Source organism: Ruegeria sp. N10, from assembly GCF_056531545.1.
The window spans coordinates 220,867-235,661 of record NZ_JBQFLY010000004.1 but is presented as its reverse complement, the minus strand read 5'-3'; the positions used below and the strand labels follow the sequence as shown (position 1 = coordinate 235,661).

The window sequence follows — 14,795 nt, the reverse complement described above, 5'->3', positions numbered from 1 at the left end:
GAGCCCATGAAAGCCTTTCTCACCGCCGTCGCCGCGATGGTCGTTATTGCAGGCGCAGCCCCGTTTGTGCTGGAACAAATCGGATTCAGTACCGCTGACACAACATCCGGCACCGCCGTGCGCCTCGACTGAATGCCGCAATATCTGACCACCCGTGAACTGGCCGATCTGCTGCGCATTGGCGAGCGGAAGGCCTATGACCTTGCCTCGTCAGGCGAAATACCGTGCGTGCGCGCCATGGGTAAGCTGTTGTTTCCGCGGGCCGAGATCATTGCCTGGCTCAACGCGTCGCGATCCGGTCCTCAGGTCGCCGAACCGCCCCTGCCCCCGATCATAGCGGGCAGCCACGATCCCTTGCTGGACTGGGCGCTGCGTGAAAGTGGATCGGGGCTGGCCACCTATTACGACGGTTCTTTTGACGGGCTGATCAGGCTCAGCAAACGCAGCGCGCAGGCCGCTGTGCTGCACATCCACGAAAATGGCGGATTCAACAAGGAATCCCTGCTTGACACTTTGGGCGAAGCCCCGGTGATCCTGTTTGAAATCGCCCGACGTGAGCGTGGATTGCTTCTTGCCCCGGGCATATCCGACATCAATTCTTTTGACGACCTCAAGTCTCGCACCGTCATGCTACGTCAGGACAGTGCGGCAAGCCAGCGCCTGTTTGACTCCCAACTTGATGCCCACGGTCTGAGCCGGGATGATCTGGACATTCGACCAGGCTGCGCACGCACAGAAGAAGAGCTGGCCATCGCCCTGCATGACCGGAAGGCCGAGGCCGGTTTTGGGCTTGGCGCCCTAGCCGGGCTCTACAACTTGGGTTTTGTCCCCACTCATTCCGAGCGGCTGGACCTCGCGATCTGGCGCCGGGCCTTCTTCGATCCGCCAATACAGAAACTGCTGACCCTGTTGCGCTCGGGTCAATTCGCCCAGCGGGCAAGCGAATTCGGCGGCTATGACCTGTCTGGTCTTGGCACGATCCACCACAATGGGGCCAGCGGGTGAGCTTCCACCCGCGCCTTCATCTTTTCAAAAATACTCGCCCCGCAGGGGCTGGCCGCAGGCCAGCTTATTGCGCATTGGGGAAAAACACCTGCTGACCGTCCAGTCGGAAAGAGGCGATCGCCTCCTGCCCGTCCGGCCCGGTCAACCAATCGATGAACCGCTGTCCAGAGGCAGCGCGCACATGGGGATGCTTTTCGGGATTTACGAGGATCACACCATATTGGTTGAACAGACGCGGATCACCTTCGACCAGGATCTCAAGATTGCCTCTGTTACCAAAGGATAGCCACGTCGCCCGATCTGTCAGAGTATACGCGTTCATGCCGCTGGCCACATTCAGCGTTGCCCCCATACCCGACCCGGTTTCCCGATACCAACTTCCGGATGCGCCGGTTGGATCCAGCCCCGCGGCAGACCAATGCCGCAGCTCGGCCTTATGCGTTCCACTGTCATCTCCGCGCGATGCAAACGGGGCTTCAGCGCTTGCGATCGCAGCAAGAGCGTTCAAAATTTCGGCACCACCGCGAATTCCGGCAGGATCTGCCTTGGGGCCCACCAATACAAAATCGTTATACATCAGGTCCCTCCGCTCCACGCCATATCCATCAGCGACGAATTTCTCTTCGGCGGATTTGGCGTGAACCAGCAGGACGTCACCGTCACCGTTCACTGCGTTGCGAATTGCCTGACCTGTTCCTACGGCCACGACGCGCACGTCAATGCCCGAATCGGCCTCGAACCAAGGCAGAATATAGTCCAACAGCCCCGAGTTCTGGGTGGATGTCGTAGATTGAACGACAATGAACGGAGTCTCTGCCCTGGCCGCATTTGCCGACAGACCAAGGGCTATCACTGCTGCCCGAAATATTGCGCGGAACATCATACTCTCCGTTTTATCTTTTAAGTAACCAATCCACCCGCGAGGTAGCGGCGCGATGCTTCGCTTACCGGGGTATCCAAAACCTGTTTTGCGGGGCCGTGTTCAACCACATGACCGCCCTGCATCATGACCACATCTGAGGCCAAACGACGGGCCTGCCCAATATCATGTGTCACCATCACGATCCGTACACCCCGCGCCGAGGCGCGCAGAACCATACGTTCGATCATCTGTGTCGCGCCGGGATCAAGGGCGCTGGTGGGTTCGTCCAGAAACAGTGTTTCGGGCTCCAGGGCTAAGGCACGCAAAATGGCCAACCTCTGGGCCTCGCCCCCCGAGAGAGACCGGGCAGATTGCCGGGCCTTCCCCTCCAGCCCGCCTTCAGCAAGCAACTCGATGATACGTGCCTTTCTCGCCGCTCGCCCCATGCCCTGGCGCTTGAGGACAAAGCCCAGGTTTGCAGCAACAGACCGTCGCAACAGAACCGGTCTCTGAAATACCATGGCTTGGCGCGTTTTCTGCGCGGCGCCCAGAGGGTTTCCGTCCTGCACCACCCGCCCGCGATCCGGCGAGATCAGGCCATGCAAGCACCGCAACAACAGGCTTTTTCCCGCACCGTTGGGGCCAAGAAGCAACGTCGGCCCCGGACCATCCAGAATCAATGAAGGGACATCCAGCAAAACCTTGCCGTTGCTGCGAATTTGCACTTTTTCAACCATCAGACAGTTCGACATTTCACAGATCACGTCACGCATGGCGCAACCCCTCCTGTTCGGCCCGCAAACTGACCGCGCTGACCATCGCGTTTACCGCAATTGCAATCCCGATCAGGATCGCCCCCAGCGCCAGTGCCAGAGACAGATTTCCCTTCGACGTTTCAAGCGCAATGGTCGTCGTCATCACGCGGGTCACATGATTGATGTTTCCGCCAACGATGATAACCGCGCCCACCTCGGCGATGGCGCGTCCAAAACCTGCAAGCAAAGCCGTGACAAGTGCCAGTCGCGCATCCCACAACAAAACCGGCACCGAGGCCAGCCGTGACACACCCAAGGAGCGCAGCTGTTCGGAATATTCCTCAGCCAGCATCTCAACAACCTGTCGCGTCAAAGCCGCGACAATGGGGGTGACCAAAACGACCTGCGCAATGATCATGGCAGTCGGAGTGTACAAAAGCTCAAGCACCCCAAGGGGACCGGAACGGGACAGCATCAGATAGACCAGCAGGCCCACGACAACCGGCGGAAACCCCATCAGTGCATTCATCAGGACGATCAGCATCCTGCGGCCGGGGAACCGGGCGACGGCCAACGCAGCCCCCACGGGCATTCCGATCAGAGCAGAAACCAGCACCGCAAACACGGACACTTTCAGAGACAACAACACAATTGCCCACAGCTCAGAATCTCCCCCGAGGATCAAGGCGATCGCAGCGCTGAATTCTGATGAAAATTCCTGCATTTTCTTCCTAGTTATCTACGCTTCGTACAGAACGCGCTAGATTACAGGGAAATACTACTTCTTTTCGGCGCCAAGTACAGGCACAATTCCGACATCCCGAATACGAAACGCGGCCCCGATTGGGACCGCGTTTTTTTTCACTCAGATGAACCGTTGGCGTCAGTTCAGAGCAGCGTCCGTGATCTGATGCGTCCAGGCCCCTTCGGGTGTTTTGGTGATCACCGGATCAGAACCTCCGGCCAGCAGGGTACCAACGGTGCGATCAAAATCCGCCGGGTCCAGCGCGCCGTTCGAACCTGCGGTCAACTTGGCGATCTCACCCATCATGCGTTTCTGATGCTCTTCTGTCTGCGCACCCGTTGCATCGTTCTCCAGCACGATATCTGCCGCTTCATCGGGGTTCTCCTCGGCGTATTTCCAACCTTTCATCGAGGCGCGCACAAACCGCTGCATCTTGTCGGTGAACGCCGCATCGCTGAGATTTTCTTCCAGAACGTAAAGACCGTCTTCCAGCGTCGCGACACCCTGGTCTTCGTATTTGAAAGTCACCAGTTCATCCGGGCTGACACCGGCATCGATGACCTGCCAGTATTCATTGTAGGTCATGGTGCTGATGCAATCCGCCTGACGTTGCAGCAGCGGATCGACGTTGAAGCCCTGTTTCAGAACTTCCACACCGTTGTCGCCCTTCCCATCAGTGCTGATGCCCAACTGGCTCATCCAGCTCATGAACGGGAATTCATTGCCAAAGAACCAGACGCCCAGCGTGCGGTTCTTCAGGTCCTCGGGCGACGAAATACCGGCATCTTTCCAGCAGGTCAGCATCATGCCCGAGCTTTTGAACGGCTGGGCGATGTTCACCAACGGCAACCCTTTTTCACGTGCGGCCAGAGCGGCAGGCATCCATTCAACGGTCACATCAGCACCGCCGCCCGCAATCACCTGTGTCGGAGCAATGTCAGGCCCGCCGGGCAGAATGGTAACGTCCAGCCCTTCTTCCTCGTAAAAGCCCTTGTCCTTGGCAACGTAGTAGCCCGCGAATTGTGCTTGCGTGACCCATTTCAGTTGCAGTGTCACTTCATCCGCCGCCAGCGCCGTACTGGCTGCCAGACCAAAGGCGGCAACCGCCCCGCTGAATAGCTTGTTCATCTTCATTTCTCCTAGTTGCTTGTTGCGCCCCGATTTTCAGGGTCTGTTGATTTTCTTCGTCTTATCCGCGTTGTGAGGGGTGCCAGAACGTCACCACTTTTTCGATTCCCGCCACCAGGCCATAAAAGGCCGTACCTGCGATAGCGGCAACAACGATTTCGGCCCAGACCATGTCCAACGACAATTGACCGACGCTGGTGGATATCCGAAATCCCATACCGAGTGTTGGCGATCCGAAGAATTCAGCCACGATGGCGCCAATCAAAGCCAAAGTTGTCGAAATCTTCAACCCGTTGAAAATGAAAGGCATCGCCGCAGGCAGCCGCAACTTCAGAAAGCTGTGCCAATAACTTGCAGCATAGGTTTCCATCAAGTCACGCTGCATCGCTGTGGCCTCGCGCAGACCGGCCACGGTGTTGACCAGCATCGGAAAGAACACCATCACAACGACCACCGCCGCTTTGGAATGCCAATCAAACCCGAACCACATGACCAGAATGGGTGCCGTCCCCACAATAGGCAAAGCCGCGACGAAATTCCCGACTGGCAATAGCCCCAAACGCAGGAAATCCCACCGATCAACAGCAATCGCTATAAGGAAGGCCGATCCACAGCCGATGACATATCCGCTGAGCGCGCCTTTCAGGATAGTCTGAACAAAGTCGGCCCAAAGAATGTCAATGCTACCTGCAAATCGCACCGCTATGGCGGAGGGTGCAGGCAGAATGACCAGCGGCACTTCAAGCCCGCGGACCACCAGCTCCCAGGCTCCGACGATGGTCAGACCAAAAATCACCGGTGCCAGGAAGCGTACCATCTGGCTGTCGGCTTGCGGGCCACTGGCCAATCGGCTGTTCAACCACCAGCCGAAGGCCCACAGCAGCAAAGCAAAGACAACCAACATCACTGCGCCATCCCCATTCGCCTCAGAACCGACCGTTCAATCAATCCCAGCAAACCGACCAGGCACGCGGCCAGAATGGCTGCTGCAAACAGCGCTGACCATATCTGCACGGTTTGACCATAGTAACTGCCTGCCAGCAACCGAGCGCCCAATCCTGCGACAGCGCCTGTCGGCAGCTCGCCCACGATTGCGCCGACCAGCGATGCCGCAATACCGATTTTCAACGAGGTGAACAGGTATGGCATCGACGCAGGCAAGCGCAGTTTCCAAAACCCTTGGGATTGGCTGGCATTATAGGTCCGCAACAGGTCAAGTTGCATCGCGTCAGGGCTGCGCAACCCTTTGACCATGCCTACAACAACCGGAAAAAAGCTCAGATAAGCTGAGATGATCGCTTTGGGAATGATCCCCTGAACCCCAACCGAGTACAGGACCACGATAATCATCGGTGCCAGAGCGATAATCGGGATCGTCTGGCTCACGATAGCCCATGGCATGACCGACAAATCCATCACGCGGCTATGCACGATCCCAACGGCCAACAAGACTCCCAGCCCGGTCCCGATGACAAAGCCCAGCATCGTAGCGCTGAGTGTCACCCACCCATGAAAGATCAGCGATCTTTTCGAGTTGATTTTCTTCAGGACAGTTGTATCCCACAGTTCAGTCGCCACCTGATGAGGTGATGGCAAACGGGGCTTACCCTGCTCCCAAGTTGCTGGAATCGCGAACGAGTTATCCTGAACCAGACCGAACTCTCCCAGATCCCGACGCGCGCTTGCGGTGGGCGGCTGAACCTCGGCTCCACCACGTTCAAGTTCGGTCAAAACCCCTTTGATGTTCATTGGAACGCAAGCGGTATACCAGAACAGAACGATCACGGCGACGACGGTGAAAACGGCGATGATCTGCTTCATGCGTGCCACTCCATACGATAGACGGGCACTGTATCCGGCGGTGCAGGCAGTTCTTCGGCGGTTACCTCGAACCCTTCACGGCGGTAAAACCTCTGCGCCGCCTGATTGGGTTTGTGTGTTGTCAGCCAAAGGTGGGTCCGACCCTCCTTCGCCTTGTCAACGAAACGCTTGCCAATTCCCTGCCCCGTCCGGCTGCAATACAACGCACCGATTTTACTCTGCGCCGGATCAACGGACATGTAGCAATCAACCGGATCACCCGCGACCCAGATCTCACGGCTGTCGAACGCATCGCGGATCAAGGCCGCCAATTCCTCCACCGGCATTTCATCAGGCATCCAGTCCGCCTGCGAGGCCCAATTGTAAATCACGCGGGCACAAGCCGGCACGTCACCTACCACGGCCTGTCTGATGGTTTCTGCCCCCGGATCAGTCGTCATAAGAATGCCCCGCCCGCAACCCGTCGCGAACACGATGGGCCACTTCGATGAATTCTGGGGTGTCACGAATGTCCAACGGTCGTTCCTTTGGCAGCGGGCTGTCGATCACATCCGTAATCCGCCCCGGCCGCGGGCTCATCACGACAATCTTGGTGCTCAGATATACGGCTTCGGGAATCGAATGCGTCACGAATCCGATGGTCTTTTCGGTTCTTGCCCAAAGCGCCAGAAGCTGCTCGTTCAAGTGGTCGCGCACAATCTCATCCAAAGCGCCGAACGGCTCATCCATCAACAAGATATCGGCATCAAAGGCCAAGGCCCGCGCGATGCTGGCGCGCTGCTGCATCCCGCCGGATAACTGCCATGGGAATTTCCCACCGAACCCTTCAAGATCAACCAGTTCCAGGACTTTTCTCACCCTTTCTTCCTGCTCGGACGCGGAATAGCCCATGATCTCAAGCGGCAACTTGACGTTCTTTGCTATGGTGCGCCAGGGATAAAGGCCCGCTGCCTGAAAGACATACCCATAGGCCCTGTTCCGCCGCGCTTCGTCCGCTGTCATTCCGTTGACAGTCAGCGACCCGCCGGTCGGTGACTCCAAGGCCGCGATACAGCGCAGGAAAGTGGTTTTCCCACAGCCCGAGGGGCCAATGAAACTAACAAATTCACCCTTGTCGATCGTCAGGTTCACGTCTTTCAACGCGTGAACAGGCCCGTCATTGGTTTGAAAGGTGAGGTCAAGCTGCCTTGCTTCGATGACGTGCTGGGTCGTGCTTTCAGTGGTCATTCTACTGCCTTGAAAAGAGTGGTACCGGGGCCGCCCAAATAGCGGCCCAACGGATCAAACCCCCGTCGCCGGGATACCTGTCCGCTCAACTGGCCGAGGGGCGGTTAGTTCTTTCCACGCGCTCAAAGCCTTGTTGACGGTCGTATTTGCCTCGCGCGCTACGAACTCGCCATGGCCTTCCTGCGTGCGGATTTCACCATCATGTACCGCAACCTGTCCACGGGTCAGCGTAAAGCGCGGCAAGCCTTTGACCTCTTTGCCCTCAAACACGTTGTAGTCGATCGAAGATTGCTGCGTACTGGCCCTGATCGTTTTCGTTTTCTCAGGATCCCATACGACGATATCTGCATCCGCTCCAACAAGGATCGCGCCCTTTTTCGGATAGCAATTCAGTATCTTGGCGATGTTTGTAGAAGTCACCGCTACAAATTCGTTGTGCGTCAGGCGCCCGGTATTCACACCGTGCGTCCACAGCATCGGCATCCGATCCTCCAGACCGCCGGTCCCGTTAGGGATCTTGGTGAAATCCCCAACTCCAAAACGTTTCTGTTCGGTCGTAAAGGCGCAATGGTCGGTTGCCACAACACTCAGCGACCCTGATTGCAGGCCATTCCACAGGCTGTCCTGGTGCTGCTTATTGCGGAACGGGGGGCTCATGACCCGCCGCGCGGCGTGGTCCCAATCCTGATTGAAATATTCACTTTCATCCAGGGTCAGATGCTGAATCAGCGGTTCACCCCACACCCTCTTGCCCTGCATTCGGGCCCGGCGAATGGCCTCATGAGACTCTTCGCAGGATGTATGAACAACATAAAGCGGCACGCCCGCCATATCAGCGATCATGATGGCCCGGTTGGTGGCCTCACCTTCCACCTGCGGTGGTCTGGAATAGGCATGCGCTTCGGGGCCAGAGTTCCCCTCAGCCAGCAGCTTGGCGCTCAGCTCGGCAACGACGTCACCATTCTCGGCATGCACCATTGCGATGCCGCCCAGTTCGGCCAAACGCCTGAACGAGGCATAAAGCTCATCGTCATTCACCATCAATGCGCCTTTATAGGCCATGAAATGCTTGAACGTGTTGATGCCGCGCGTCTCGATCACGGTCTTGAGGTCGTCAAATACCTGTTCACCCCACCATGTCACTGCCATGTGGAACGAGTAGTCGCAATTCGCCCGCGTTGATTTGTTGTCCCAGCGCTTCAGGGCATCCAGCAGGCTTTCACCCGGATTGGGCAGCGCGAAGTCAACAACCATCGTCGTGCCCCCGGCCAGGGCCGCCCGCGTACCGCTTTCGAAATCGTCGCTGGAATAGGTGCCCATGAACGGCATTTCCAGATGGGTATGCGGATCAATCCCGCCGGGCATCACATAACAGCCGGTCGCGTCCAACTCGCTATCCCCTTTCAGACCCATCCCGATCCCGGTGATGACGCCGCCTTCGACCAATACATCCGCCTTGTAAGACAAATCCGCGGTGACAACGGTTCCGTTTTTGATAACAGTACTCATTTTGAACTCCCTGATGCGGTCTGCGCCGCTTGCTTCATCTGGCCAATAATATCCCGGGGGAGTCGCCCAATGGGCGACGGGGGCGGCGCCCCCTATTCCACGATTTCGGCAGTCTCGACCACGGCATGCAGCAGGACATCTGCCCCGGCTGCCGCCCAATCCTTGCTGATCTCTTCAGCCTCATTATGGCTCAACCCATCAACACAGGGGCACATGACCATGGCGGTCGGGGCCACACGGTTGATCCAGCAGGCATCATGCCCCGCGCCCGAGATGATGTTGGTATGCGAATAGCCCAACCTTTCAGCCGCATCGCGCACGGCGGACACGCAATCGTCGTCGAATTTAACCGGATCAAAACCGCCGACTTTCTCGAATTCGATCTGCAGGCCCATTTCTTCGACAATATCTTCCGCCGCCACCCGCAGACGGTTTTCCATGTCGGTGATCACCTCCAGCTCAGGCGAGCGGAAATCGACCGTGAAAACGACTTTTCCGGGGATCACGTTTCGCGAGTTCGGGAAAACGTCAATATGACCCGCCGCACCAACCGCATGCGGCGCATGAGACCAGGCGATTTCGTCCACTTTCTCAAGAATGCGCGCCATCGCCAGCCCGGCATTCTTGCGCATCGGCATCGGGGTCGAACCGGTATGGGCATCCTTTCCGGTCACCGTGATCTGTGTCCAGCTCAGACCCTGACCGTGGGTAACGACGCCGATATCCTTGCCTTCGGCTTCAAGGATCGGGCCCTGTTCGATATGCAACTCAAAGAAAGCGCGCATCTTGCGCGCGCCGACTTCTTCTTCGCCGCGCCAACCGATCCGGTTCAGTTCATCCCCGAATTTCTTACCCTCGGCATCTTCACGGTCATACGCCCAGTCCTGCGTGTGCATTCCTGCAAAGACACCGGACGACAGCATGGCAGGCGCATATCGCGTCCCTTCCTCGTTGGTCCAGTTGGTCGCCACGATGGGATGTCTTGTCTTGATCCCGAGATCGTTGAGCGTTCGGATAATTTCCAACCCGCCCAGAACGCCCAGCACACCGTCATATTTTCCACCGGTCGGCTGCGTATCCAGATGCGATCCCACATAGACCGGCAAAGCGTCCGGATCGGTGCCCTCACGATGCGCAAACATGTTGCCCATCTGGTCCAGACCCATGGTGCATCCAGCCTCTTCACACCACTTCTGGAACAAGGCGCGGCCTTCGGCATCTTCGTCAGTCAGAGTTTGCCGGTTATTCCCCCCCGCAACACCGGGACCGATCTTAGCCATCTCCATCAGGCTGTCCCACAACCTGTCGCCATTGATCCTGAGATTCTGCGCCGGAGCTGCCATTGTCTTATTCCCTGTTTGCTTGCGATTTTGCTCGCTATTGGTGTCTTGATTTGACCAACTGGTCAAACTCACGCTATCACGGGTTCGGTATCAGTCAAGAAATTGCGCGGCAAAGCCTGAAATTTCAGTGTAATCCGTGCCTATCCGACGAAAAAAGAGACACACTGAAATCATGCCGAAAGACCGCGCACCGACTCGTATCCAGAAGAAGAACCGAGCCGCGATTCTCGAGGCTGCCCTGAATGTGTTTTCCGCACACGGGTTTCGTGGGGCGACCGTCGATCAGATTGCCGCCGAGGCGGGGTTGAGCAAACCCAATCTCCTCTACTATTTCGCGTCCAAAGAGGCGATCCACACCGAATTGCTTTCGGGCTTGCTGGAAACCTGGCTGGCGCCCTTGCACGATCTGGATGAGACCGGTGATCCGATGGAGGAAATGCTGGCCTATATTCGCCGGAAACTGCAGATGAGTCAGGAGCTACCACGGGAAAGCCGCCTTTTTGCCAATGAGCTTGTGCAAGGCGCGCCCCGCATTCACGATGCTTTGTCCAATGATCTCAAACAACTGGTTGACGAAAAGGTCACCATTCTCACTAACTGGATGGATCAGGGCAAAATCACGCGGCTGCACCCTTATCATCTGATGTTTTCGATCTGGGCGCTGACGCAGCATTATGCCGATTTCGACGTTCAGGTGCGGGCAATTCTGGGCGACGAAAACCCGTTTGAGGGTGCAGAACCCTTTGTTGATACGCTGTACCGAAAACTCCTGACACCATGAATTCAGGGGCCGCGTCAGCGGCCCCTGAGGGATATTCCCTGTCTCGATCATTCCGCTGCTTTGGCCATCGGATTGTTCGGGTGCGTGGTCCAGTTCGCGTAGGTCGGCTGAACCTCTTTCCCGGTGCGCGGATCGATTTCACCCGCCGCCATCGGCACCATCGAAATACAGCCTTCCACCGGGCAGACATCAACGCAGAGGTTACAGGCGACGCATTCGTCATCCTTTACCTCGAACACACGGTCATCCGACATTGAAATCGCTTGATGGCTGGTATCTTCACAGGCGGCATAGCACCGGCCGCATTTGATGCACTGGTCCTGATCGATCTTGGCTTTGGCGATGTAGTTCAGGTTCAGGTATTGCCAATCGGTGACATTGGGCACCGCGCGTCCGATCACCTCATCAATGCTGGTATACCCCTTTTCATCCATCCATTCCGACAGACCTGCCGTCAATTCATCAATGATCTTGAACCCATAGGTCATCGCAGCGGTACAGACCTGCACCGTACCACAACCCAGCGAAATAAACTCGGCCGCATCACGCCATGTGGTGACACCCCCGATGCCCGAAATCGGCATGCCATGCGTCGCCTCGGCACGTGCGATTTCGGACACCATCGACAGGGCGATCGGTTTCACGGCAGGGCCACAATACCCTCCGTGGCTGCCCCTGCCATCGATCGAGGGTTCCGGGCTGAACGTGTCCAGATTGACGCTGGTGATCGAATTGATCGTGTTGATCAGCGACACCGCGTCCGCGCCACCATTTCTGGCCGCCGCCGCGGGTTTCCGGATGTCGGTGATGTTCGGCGTCAGCTTCACGATGACCGGACGGTCATAGTATTGCTTGCACCAACGCGTGACCATCTCGATATATTCCGGCACCTGCCCCACGGCGGACCCCATGCCGCGCTCACTCATCCCGTGCGGGCAACCGAAGTTCAATTCGATTCCGTCCGCGCCGGTTTCGGCCACGCGCGGCAGAATGGCTTTCCAGGCTTCTTCCTCGCAGGGCACCATGATCGAAGCGATCAGGGCGCGATCCGGATAGTCGGACTTGACCCGCGCCATTTCCTCGAGGTTCACCTCAAGCGGGCGGTCGGTGATCAGTTCGATATTGTTCAGTCCCAGCAAACGGCGGTCGGCACCGTAGATCGCGCCATACCGCGGGCCGTTCACATTTACGACCGGCGGTCCCTCGGACCCCAGCGTCTTCCACACAACACCGCCCCATCCGGCCTCAAACGCGCGACGAACATTGTATTCCTTGTCCGTCGGCGGCGCAGAGGCCAGCCAGTAAGGGTTGGGGCTGGAAATGCCCAGAAAGTTAGTCGTCAGATCGGCCATGGCTTCTCCCTTCCCGGCTCAGCCGGATTTTTTGAATATCATTTCGGTCGGGCGTATGCGCCCGGCCTTGAGGTTTTTGACGTAGTTCTGGAACTTTTCGGGCGCCGTCTCGCCCATCATCAGATGAATGCCCAGTGGTGCCGGGCCGGATTCGGCAATCTTTGCAAAGACGTCCTCAAAGAACTGTATCGCGAATTCGGTGCGATCCGTTTCTGTCACCAATTCAAAACCCGCGGCGCTTGCCGCAGACTTATAAACATCCGGCGCATCCACGAACGAGGTCTCGGCAACAGTGGACCACGGCAGAGGGAAAGCCAGCGGCTCGTCCACGTCTCCGGCCATCACATCGAAAAGGGCAAAAGTACCGCCCTTGGCAAGCGCCCGCGACACTTCGGCGAACAGCCCGGCCTTGTCCTTTATGTTCATGCCGACATGCATCATGACGGCCAGGTCGAACCCAGCATCCGGCACCGGCATCTCCAAAGCGCTGCCCACATGAAAGCTGGTTTTCGAGGAATGCCCGACCATATCGCTGAGAACCCTGGCGGTTTCAACGAATTCCGGTGTCAGATCGACACCTGTTACTGTCGAATCATAGCGATCCACGACATAGCGAGAGGTTCCTCCGATACCGCATCCGACATCCAGAACACGGGTCGCATGGGTCGGCGACAACTGCGCAAACAGGTTGTTGGTCGCCAGAACGCCGCCCGTGTGGAACTCGTCCCCCGCTTTCAGGTCTGCGGCCGTGGCCGCATCCGGATCGATACCGCTGGCCTCAAGCGCCGCGCGAACGCGGTCGGCCAGTGCTCCGGTGGTGTAGTGTTGCGCTACGGCTTGTTCGATCTGGGACATGGGAATACCTCAGCAGCGAAAGAAATGGGGCGAATACCCCATCCTATCACGAAACCAGCGTCGCGTGGATGTCCATCGCAGCATCCCGGCCTTCAGCAACAGCCGTAACGGTGAGGTCTTCGCCGCCCGCCGCGCAATCTCCACCTGCCCAGACACCAGCCACGGAAGTGCGGCCTGCACCGCTGACAGCGATCTTGTTGCCGTCCAGCTTCAGCCCTTCCGGCGCACCTTCCAGCGTCTGACCGATGGCTTTGAGAACCTGATCTGCCCGCAGCCGGACCGTCTCTCCGGTTCCGGTAAGCTGACCGTTCTGGCTCGAGGTATATTCCAACTCAATCTCGGTAGCGGCTCCATTGCCGTGTACTGCCACCGGCTGCACGTTGGTCAAAATCTGAACCCCGTGCGAGGCTGCCAGATCCTGCTCGTACCGGCTGGCACCCATGGCGTCGCGTCTCCGGCGATAGGCAATGGTGACGTTCTCGGCACCTAACAACTTGGACTTTACCGCCGCGTCCACGGCAGTCATGCCTCCGCCAATAACGACGACGTTCCGCCCGACAGGAAGCTTTGCAAGATCACCAGCCTGCCGCACGTCCGCGATGAAATCGACGGCATCCCGCACGCCGTCCTTGTCAACACCATCCGCGCGCAGGGCATTGACCCCGGCAAGCCCGATGGACAGGAACACCGCGTCGTAGTTTTCGACCAGACCATCCAGTGAGATGCCTTCACCCAGAACCGACCCGGTTTCAATCGTGATACCACCGATTTTCAGCAGCCAGTCGACCTCGGCCTGCGCAAAGTTGTTGGTCGATTTATAGGCGGCAATCCCATATTCGTTCAGACCGCCCGGTTTGGGCTTGCCTTCGTGGATCACCACGTCATGGCCCAGCATGGCAAGACGATGCGCACAGGCCAGACCAGCAGGCCCTGCCCCCACGACAGCAACCGTTTTCCCGGTCGATGCCGCACGTTCAAACGGATGCGCGCCCGAAGACATAAGATCATCTGTCGCAAAGCGCTGTAGCCGTCCGATCTCGACCGGTTTTCCCTCGGCCGCCTCACGAACACAGGCCTCCTCGCACAGTGTTTCCGTCGGACAGACACGGGCGCACATTCCGCCCAGAATGTTTTGCTGAAAGATCGTTCGCCCGGCAGCCTGGGGCTGTCCGGCCTGAATCTGCCGGATGAATAGCGGAATATCGATGTCTGTCGGACACGCTGTCACGCAAGGTGCGTCATAGCAGAAATAACAACGGTCTGCTGCAACTGCGGCCTCATGCGGGGCCAATGGCGGATGCAGATCGGTGAAATTCGAGGTCAGCTCATCGCTTGAAAGCCGCCCCGCGACGATGCCGGGTGCCATCTGGCCCTGTGCCATCACTCTACTCCCTGTAGATATGTTTGTTATG

General features: G+C 57.8%; 16 protein-coding genes. 3 read left to right on the top strand and 13 right to left on the bottom strand.

The window, feature by feature from the left end:
* Nucleotides 1–6 precede the first annotated feature (6 nt).
* Both ACR0JI_RS08505 and ACR0JI_RS08500 read left to right on the top strand, forming a co-directional pair.
* Nucleotides 7–132 (top strand): hypothetical protein, encoded by a 126-nt coding sequence (locus tag ACR0JI_RS08505; RefSeq protein ID WP_480493372.1) that lies wholly within the window; start codon nt 7–9, stop codon nt 130–132.
* Nucleotides 133–1,005, top strand: a complete 873-nt coding sequence (locus ACR0JI_RS08500) for a substrate-binding domain-containing protein (protein WP_480493374.1) — start codon at nt 133–135, stop codon at nt 1,003–1,005.
* A 64-nt stretch (nt 1,006–1,069) separates the two neighbouring features.
* On the opposite strand, the gene ACR0JI_RS08495 is transcribed toward ACR0JI_RS08500, so the two are convergent.
* The 10 genes from ACR0JI_RS08495 to ACR0JI_RS08450 form a co-directional block, all read right to left on the bottom strand.
* The gene (locus ACR0JI_RS08495; protein WP_480493376.1) at nt 1,070–1,885 is read right to left on the bottom strand and encodes an ABC transporter substrate-binding protein; all 816 of its coding nucleotides are present in this window, start codon (nt 1,883–1,885) and stop codon (nt 1,070–1,072) included.
* Between the two features lie 20 nt (nt 1,886–1,905).
* Complete coding sequence (locus tag ACR0JI_RS08490; protein ID WP_480493378.1) at nt 1,906–2,640, bottom strand: ATP-binding cassette domain-containing protein; 735 nt, start codon at nt 2,638–2,640, stop codon at nt 1,906–1,908.
* Nucleotides 2,633–3,346: an ABC transporter permease gene (locus tag ACR0JI_RS08485; RefSeq protein WP_480485912.1), complete on the bottom strand. Its 714-nt coding sequence runs from the start codon at nt 3,344–3,346 to the stop codon at nt 2,633–2,635. The genes ACR0JI_RS08490 and ACR0JI_RS08485 overlap by 8 nt, the downstream gene beginning before the upstream one ends.
* A 159-nt stretch (nt 3,347–3,505) precedes the next feature.
* A complete protein-coding gene (locus tag ACR0JI_RS08480) occupies nt 3,506–4,495 on the bottom strand; it encodes an ABC transporter substrate-binding protein (RefSeq protein WP_480476654.1) in 990 nt (329 codons plus the stop codon).
* A gap of 61 nt (nt 4,496–4,556) precedes the next feature.
* On the bottom strand, nt 4,557–5,402 hold the full coding sequence (locus ACR0JI_RS08475; RefSeq protein ID WP_480476652.1) for an ABC transporter permease: 846 nt from the start codon (nt 5,400–5,402) through the stop codon (nt 4,557–4,559).
* Nucleotides 5,399–6,316 (bottom strand): ABC transporter permease, encoded by a 918-nt coding sequence (locus ACR0JI_RS08470; RefSeq protein WP_480476650.1) that lies wholly within the window; start codon nt 6,314–6,316, stop codon nt 5,399–5,401. The genes ACR0JI_RS08475 and ACR0JI_RS08470 overlap by 4 nt, the downstream gene beginning before the upstream one ends.
* Nucleotides 6,313–6,756: an N-acetyltransferase family protein gene (locus ACR0JI_RS08465; protein WP_480476648.1), complete on the bottom strand. Its 444-nt coding sequence runs from the start codon at nt 6,754–6,756 to the stop codon at nt 6,313–6,315. The genes ACR0JI_RS08470 and ACR0JI_RS08465 overlap by 4 nt, the downstream gene beginning before the upstream one ends.
* Nucleotides 6,746–7,543, bottom strand: a complete 798-nt coding sequence (locus ACR0JI_RS08460; protein ID WP_480476646.1) for an ABC transporter ATP-binding protein — start codon at nt 7,541–7,543, stop codon at nt 6,746–6,748. Before ACR0JI_RS08460 ends, ACR0JI_RS08465 begins: the two co-directional genes overlap by 11 nt.
* Before the next feature lie 54 nt (nt 7,544–7,597).
* Complete coding sequence (hydA, locus tag ACR0JI_RS08455) at nt 7,598–9,052, bottom strand: dihydropyrimidinase (protein ID WP_480476644.1); 1,455 nt, start codon at nt 9,050–9,052, stop codon at nt 7,598–7,600.
* Nucleotides 9,053–9,144: 92 nt separating this feature from the next.
* Nucleotides 9,145–10,395: a Zn-dependent hydrolase gene (locus tag ACR0JI_RS08450; protein WP_480493380.1), complete on the bottom strand. Its 1,251-nt coding sequence runs from the start codon at nt 10,393–10,395 to the stop codon at nt 9,145–9,147.
* Nucleotides 10,396–10,567: 172 nt separating this feature from the next.
* Between ACR0JI_RS08450 and ACR0JI_RS08445 the strand changes: the two genes are divergently transcribed.
* Nucleotides 10,568–11,176: a TetR family transcriptional regulator C-terminal domain-containing protein gene (locus ACR0JI_RS08445; protein ID WP_480476640.1), complete on the top strand. Its 609-nt coding sequence runs from the start codon at nt 10,568–10,570 to the stop codon at nt 11,174–11,176.
* 47 nt (nt 11,177–11,223) lie between these two features.
* On the opposite strand, the gene preA is transcribed toward ACR0JI_RS08445, so the two are convergent.
* Genes preA through ACR0JI_RS08430 form a run of 3 tightly spaced genes read right to left on the bottom strand, consistent with a single transcriptional unit; the run spans nt 11,224 to nt 14,764 of the window.
* Complete coding sequence (gene preA / locus ACR0JI_RS08440) at nt 11,224–12,528, bottom strand: NAD-dependent dihydropyrimidine dehydrogenase subunit PreA (RefSeq protein WP_480493381.1); 1,305 nt, start codon at nt 12,526–12,528, stop codon at nt 11,224–11,226.
* An 18-nt stretch (nt 12,529–12,546) separates the two neighbouring features.
* Complete coding sequence (locus ACR0JI_RS08435) at nt 12,547–13,383, bottom strand: class I SAM-dependent methyltransferase (protein WP_480493383.1); 837 nt, start codon at nt 13,381–13,383, stop codon at nt 12,547–12,549.
* Nucleotides 13,384–13,429: 46 nt separating this feature from the next.
* Nucleotides 13,430–14,764: an NAD(P)-dependent oxidoreductase gene (locus ACR0JI_RS08430; RefSeq protein ID WP_480493385.1), complete on the bottom strand. Its 1,335-nt coding sequence runs from the start codon at nt 14,762–14,764 to the stop codon at nt 13,430–13,432.
* Nucleotides 14,765–14,795: the final 31 nt, after the last annotated feature.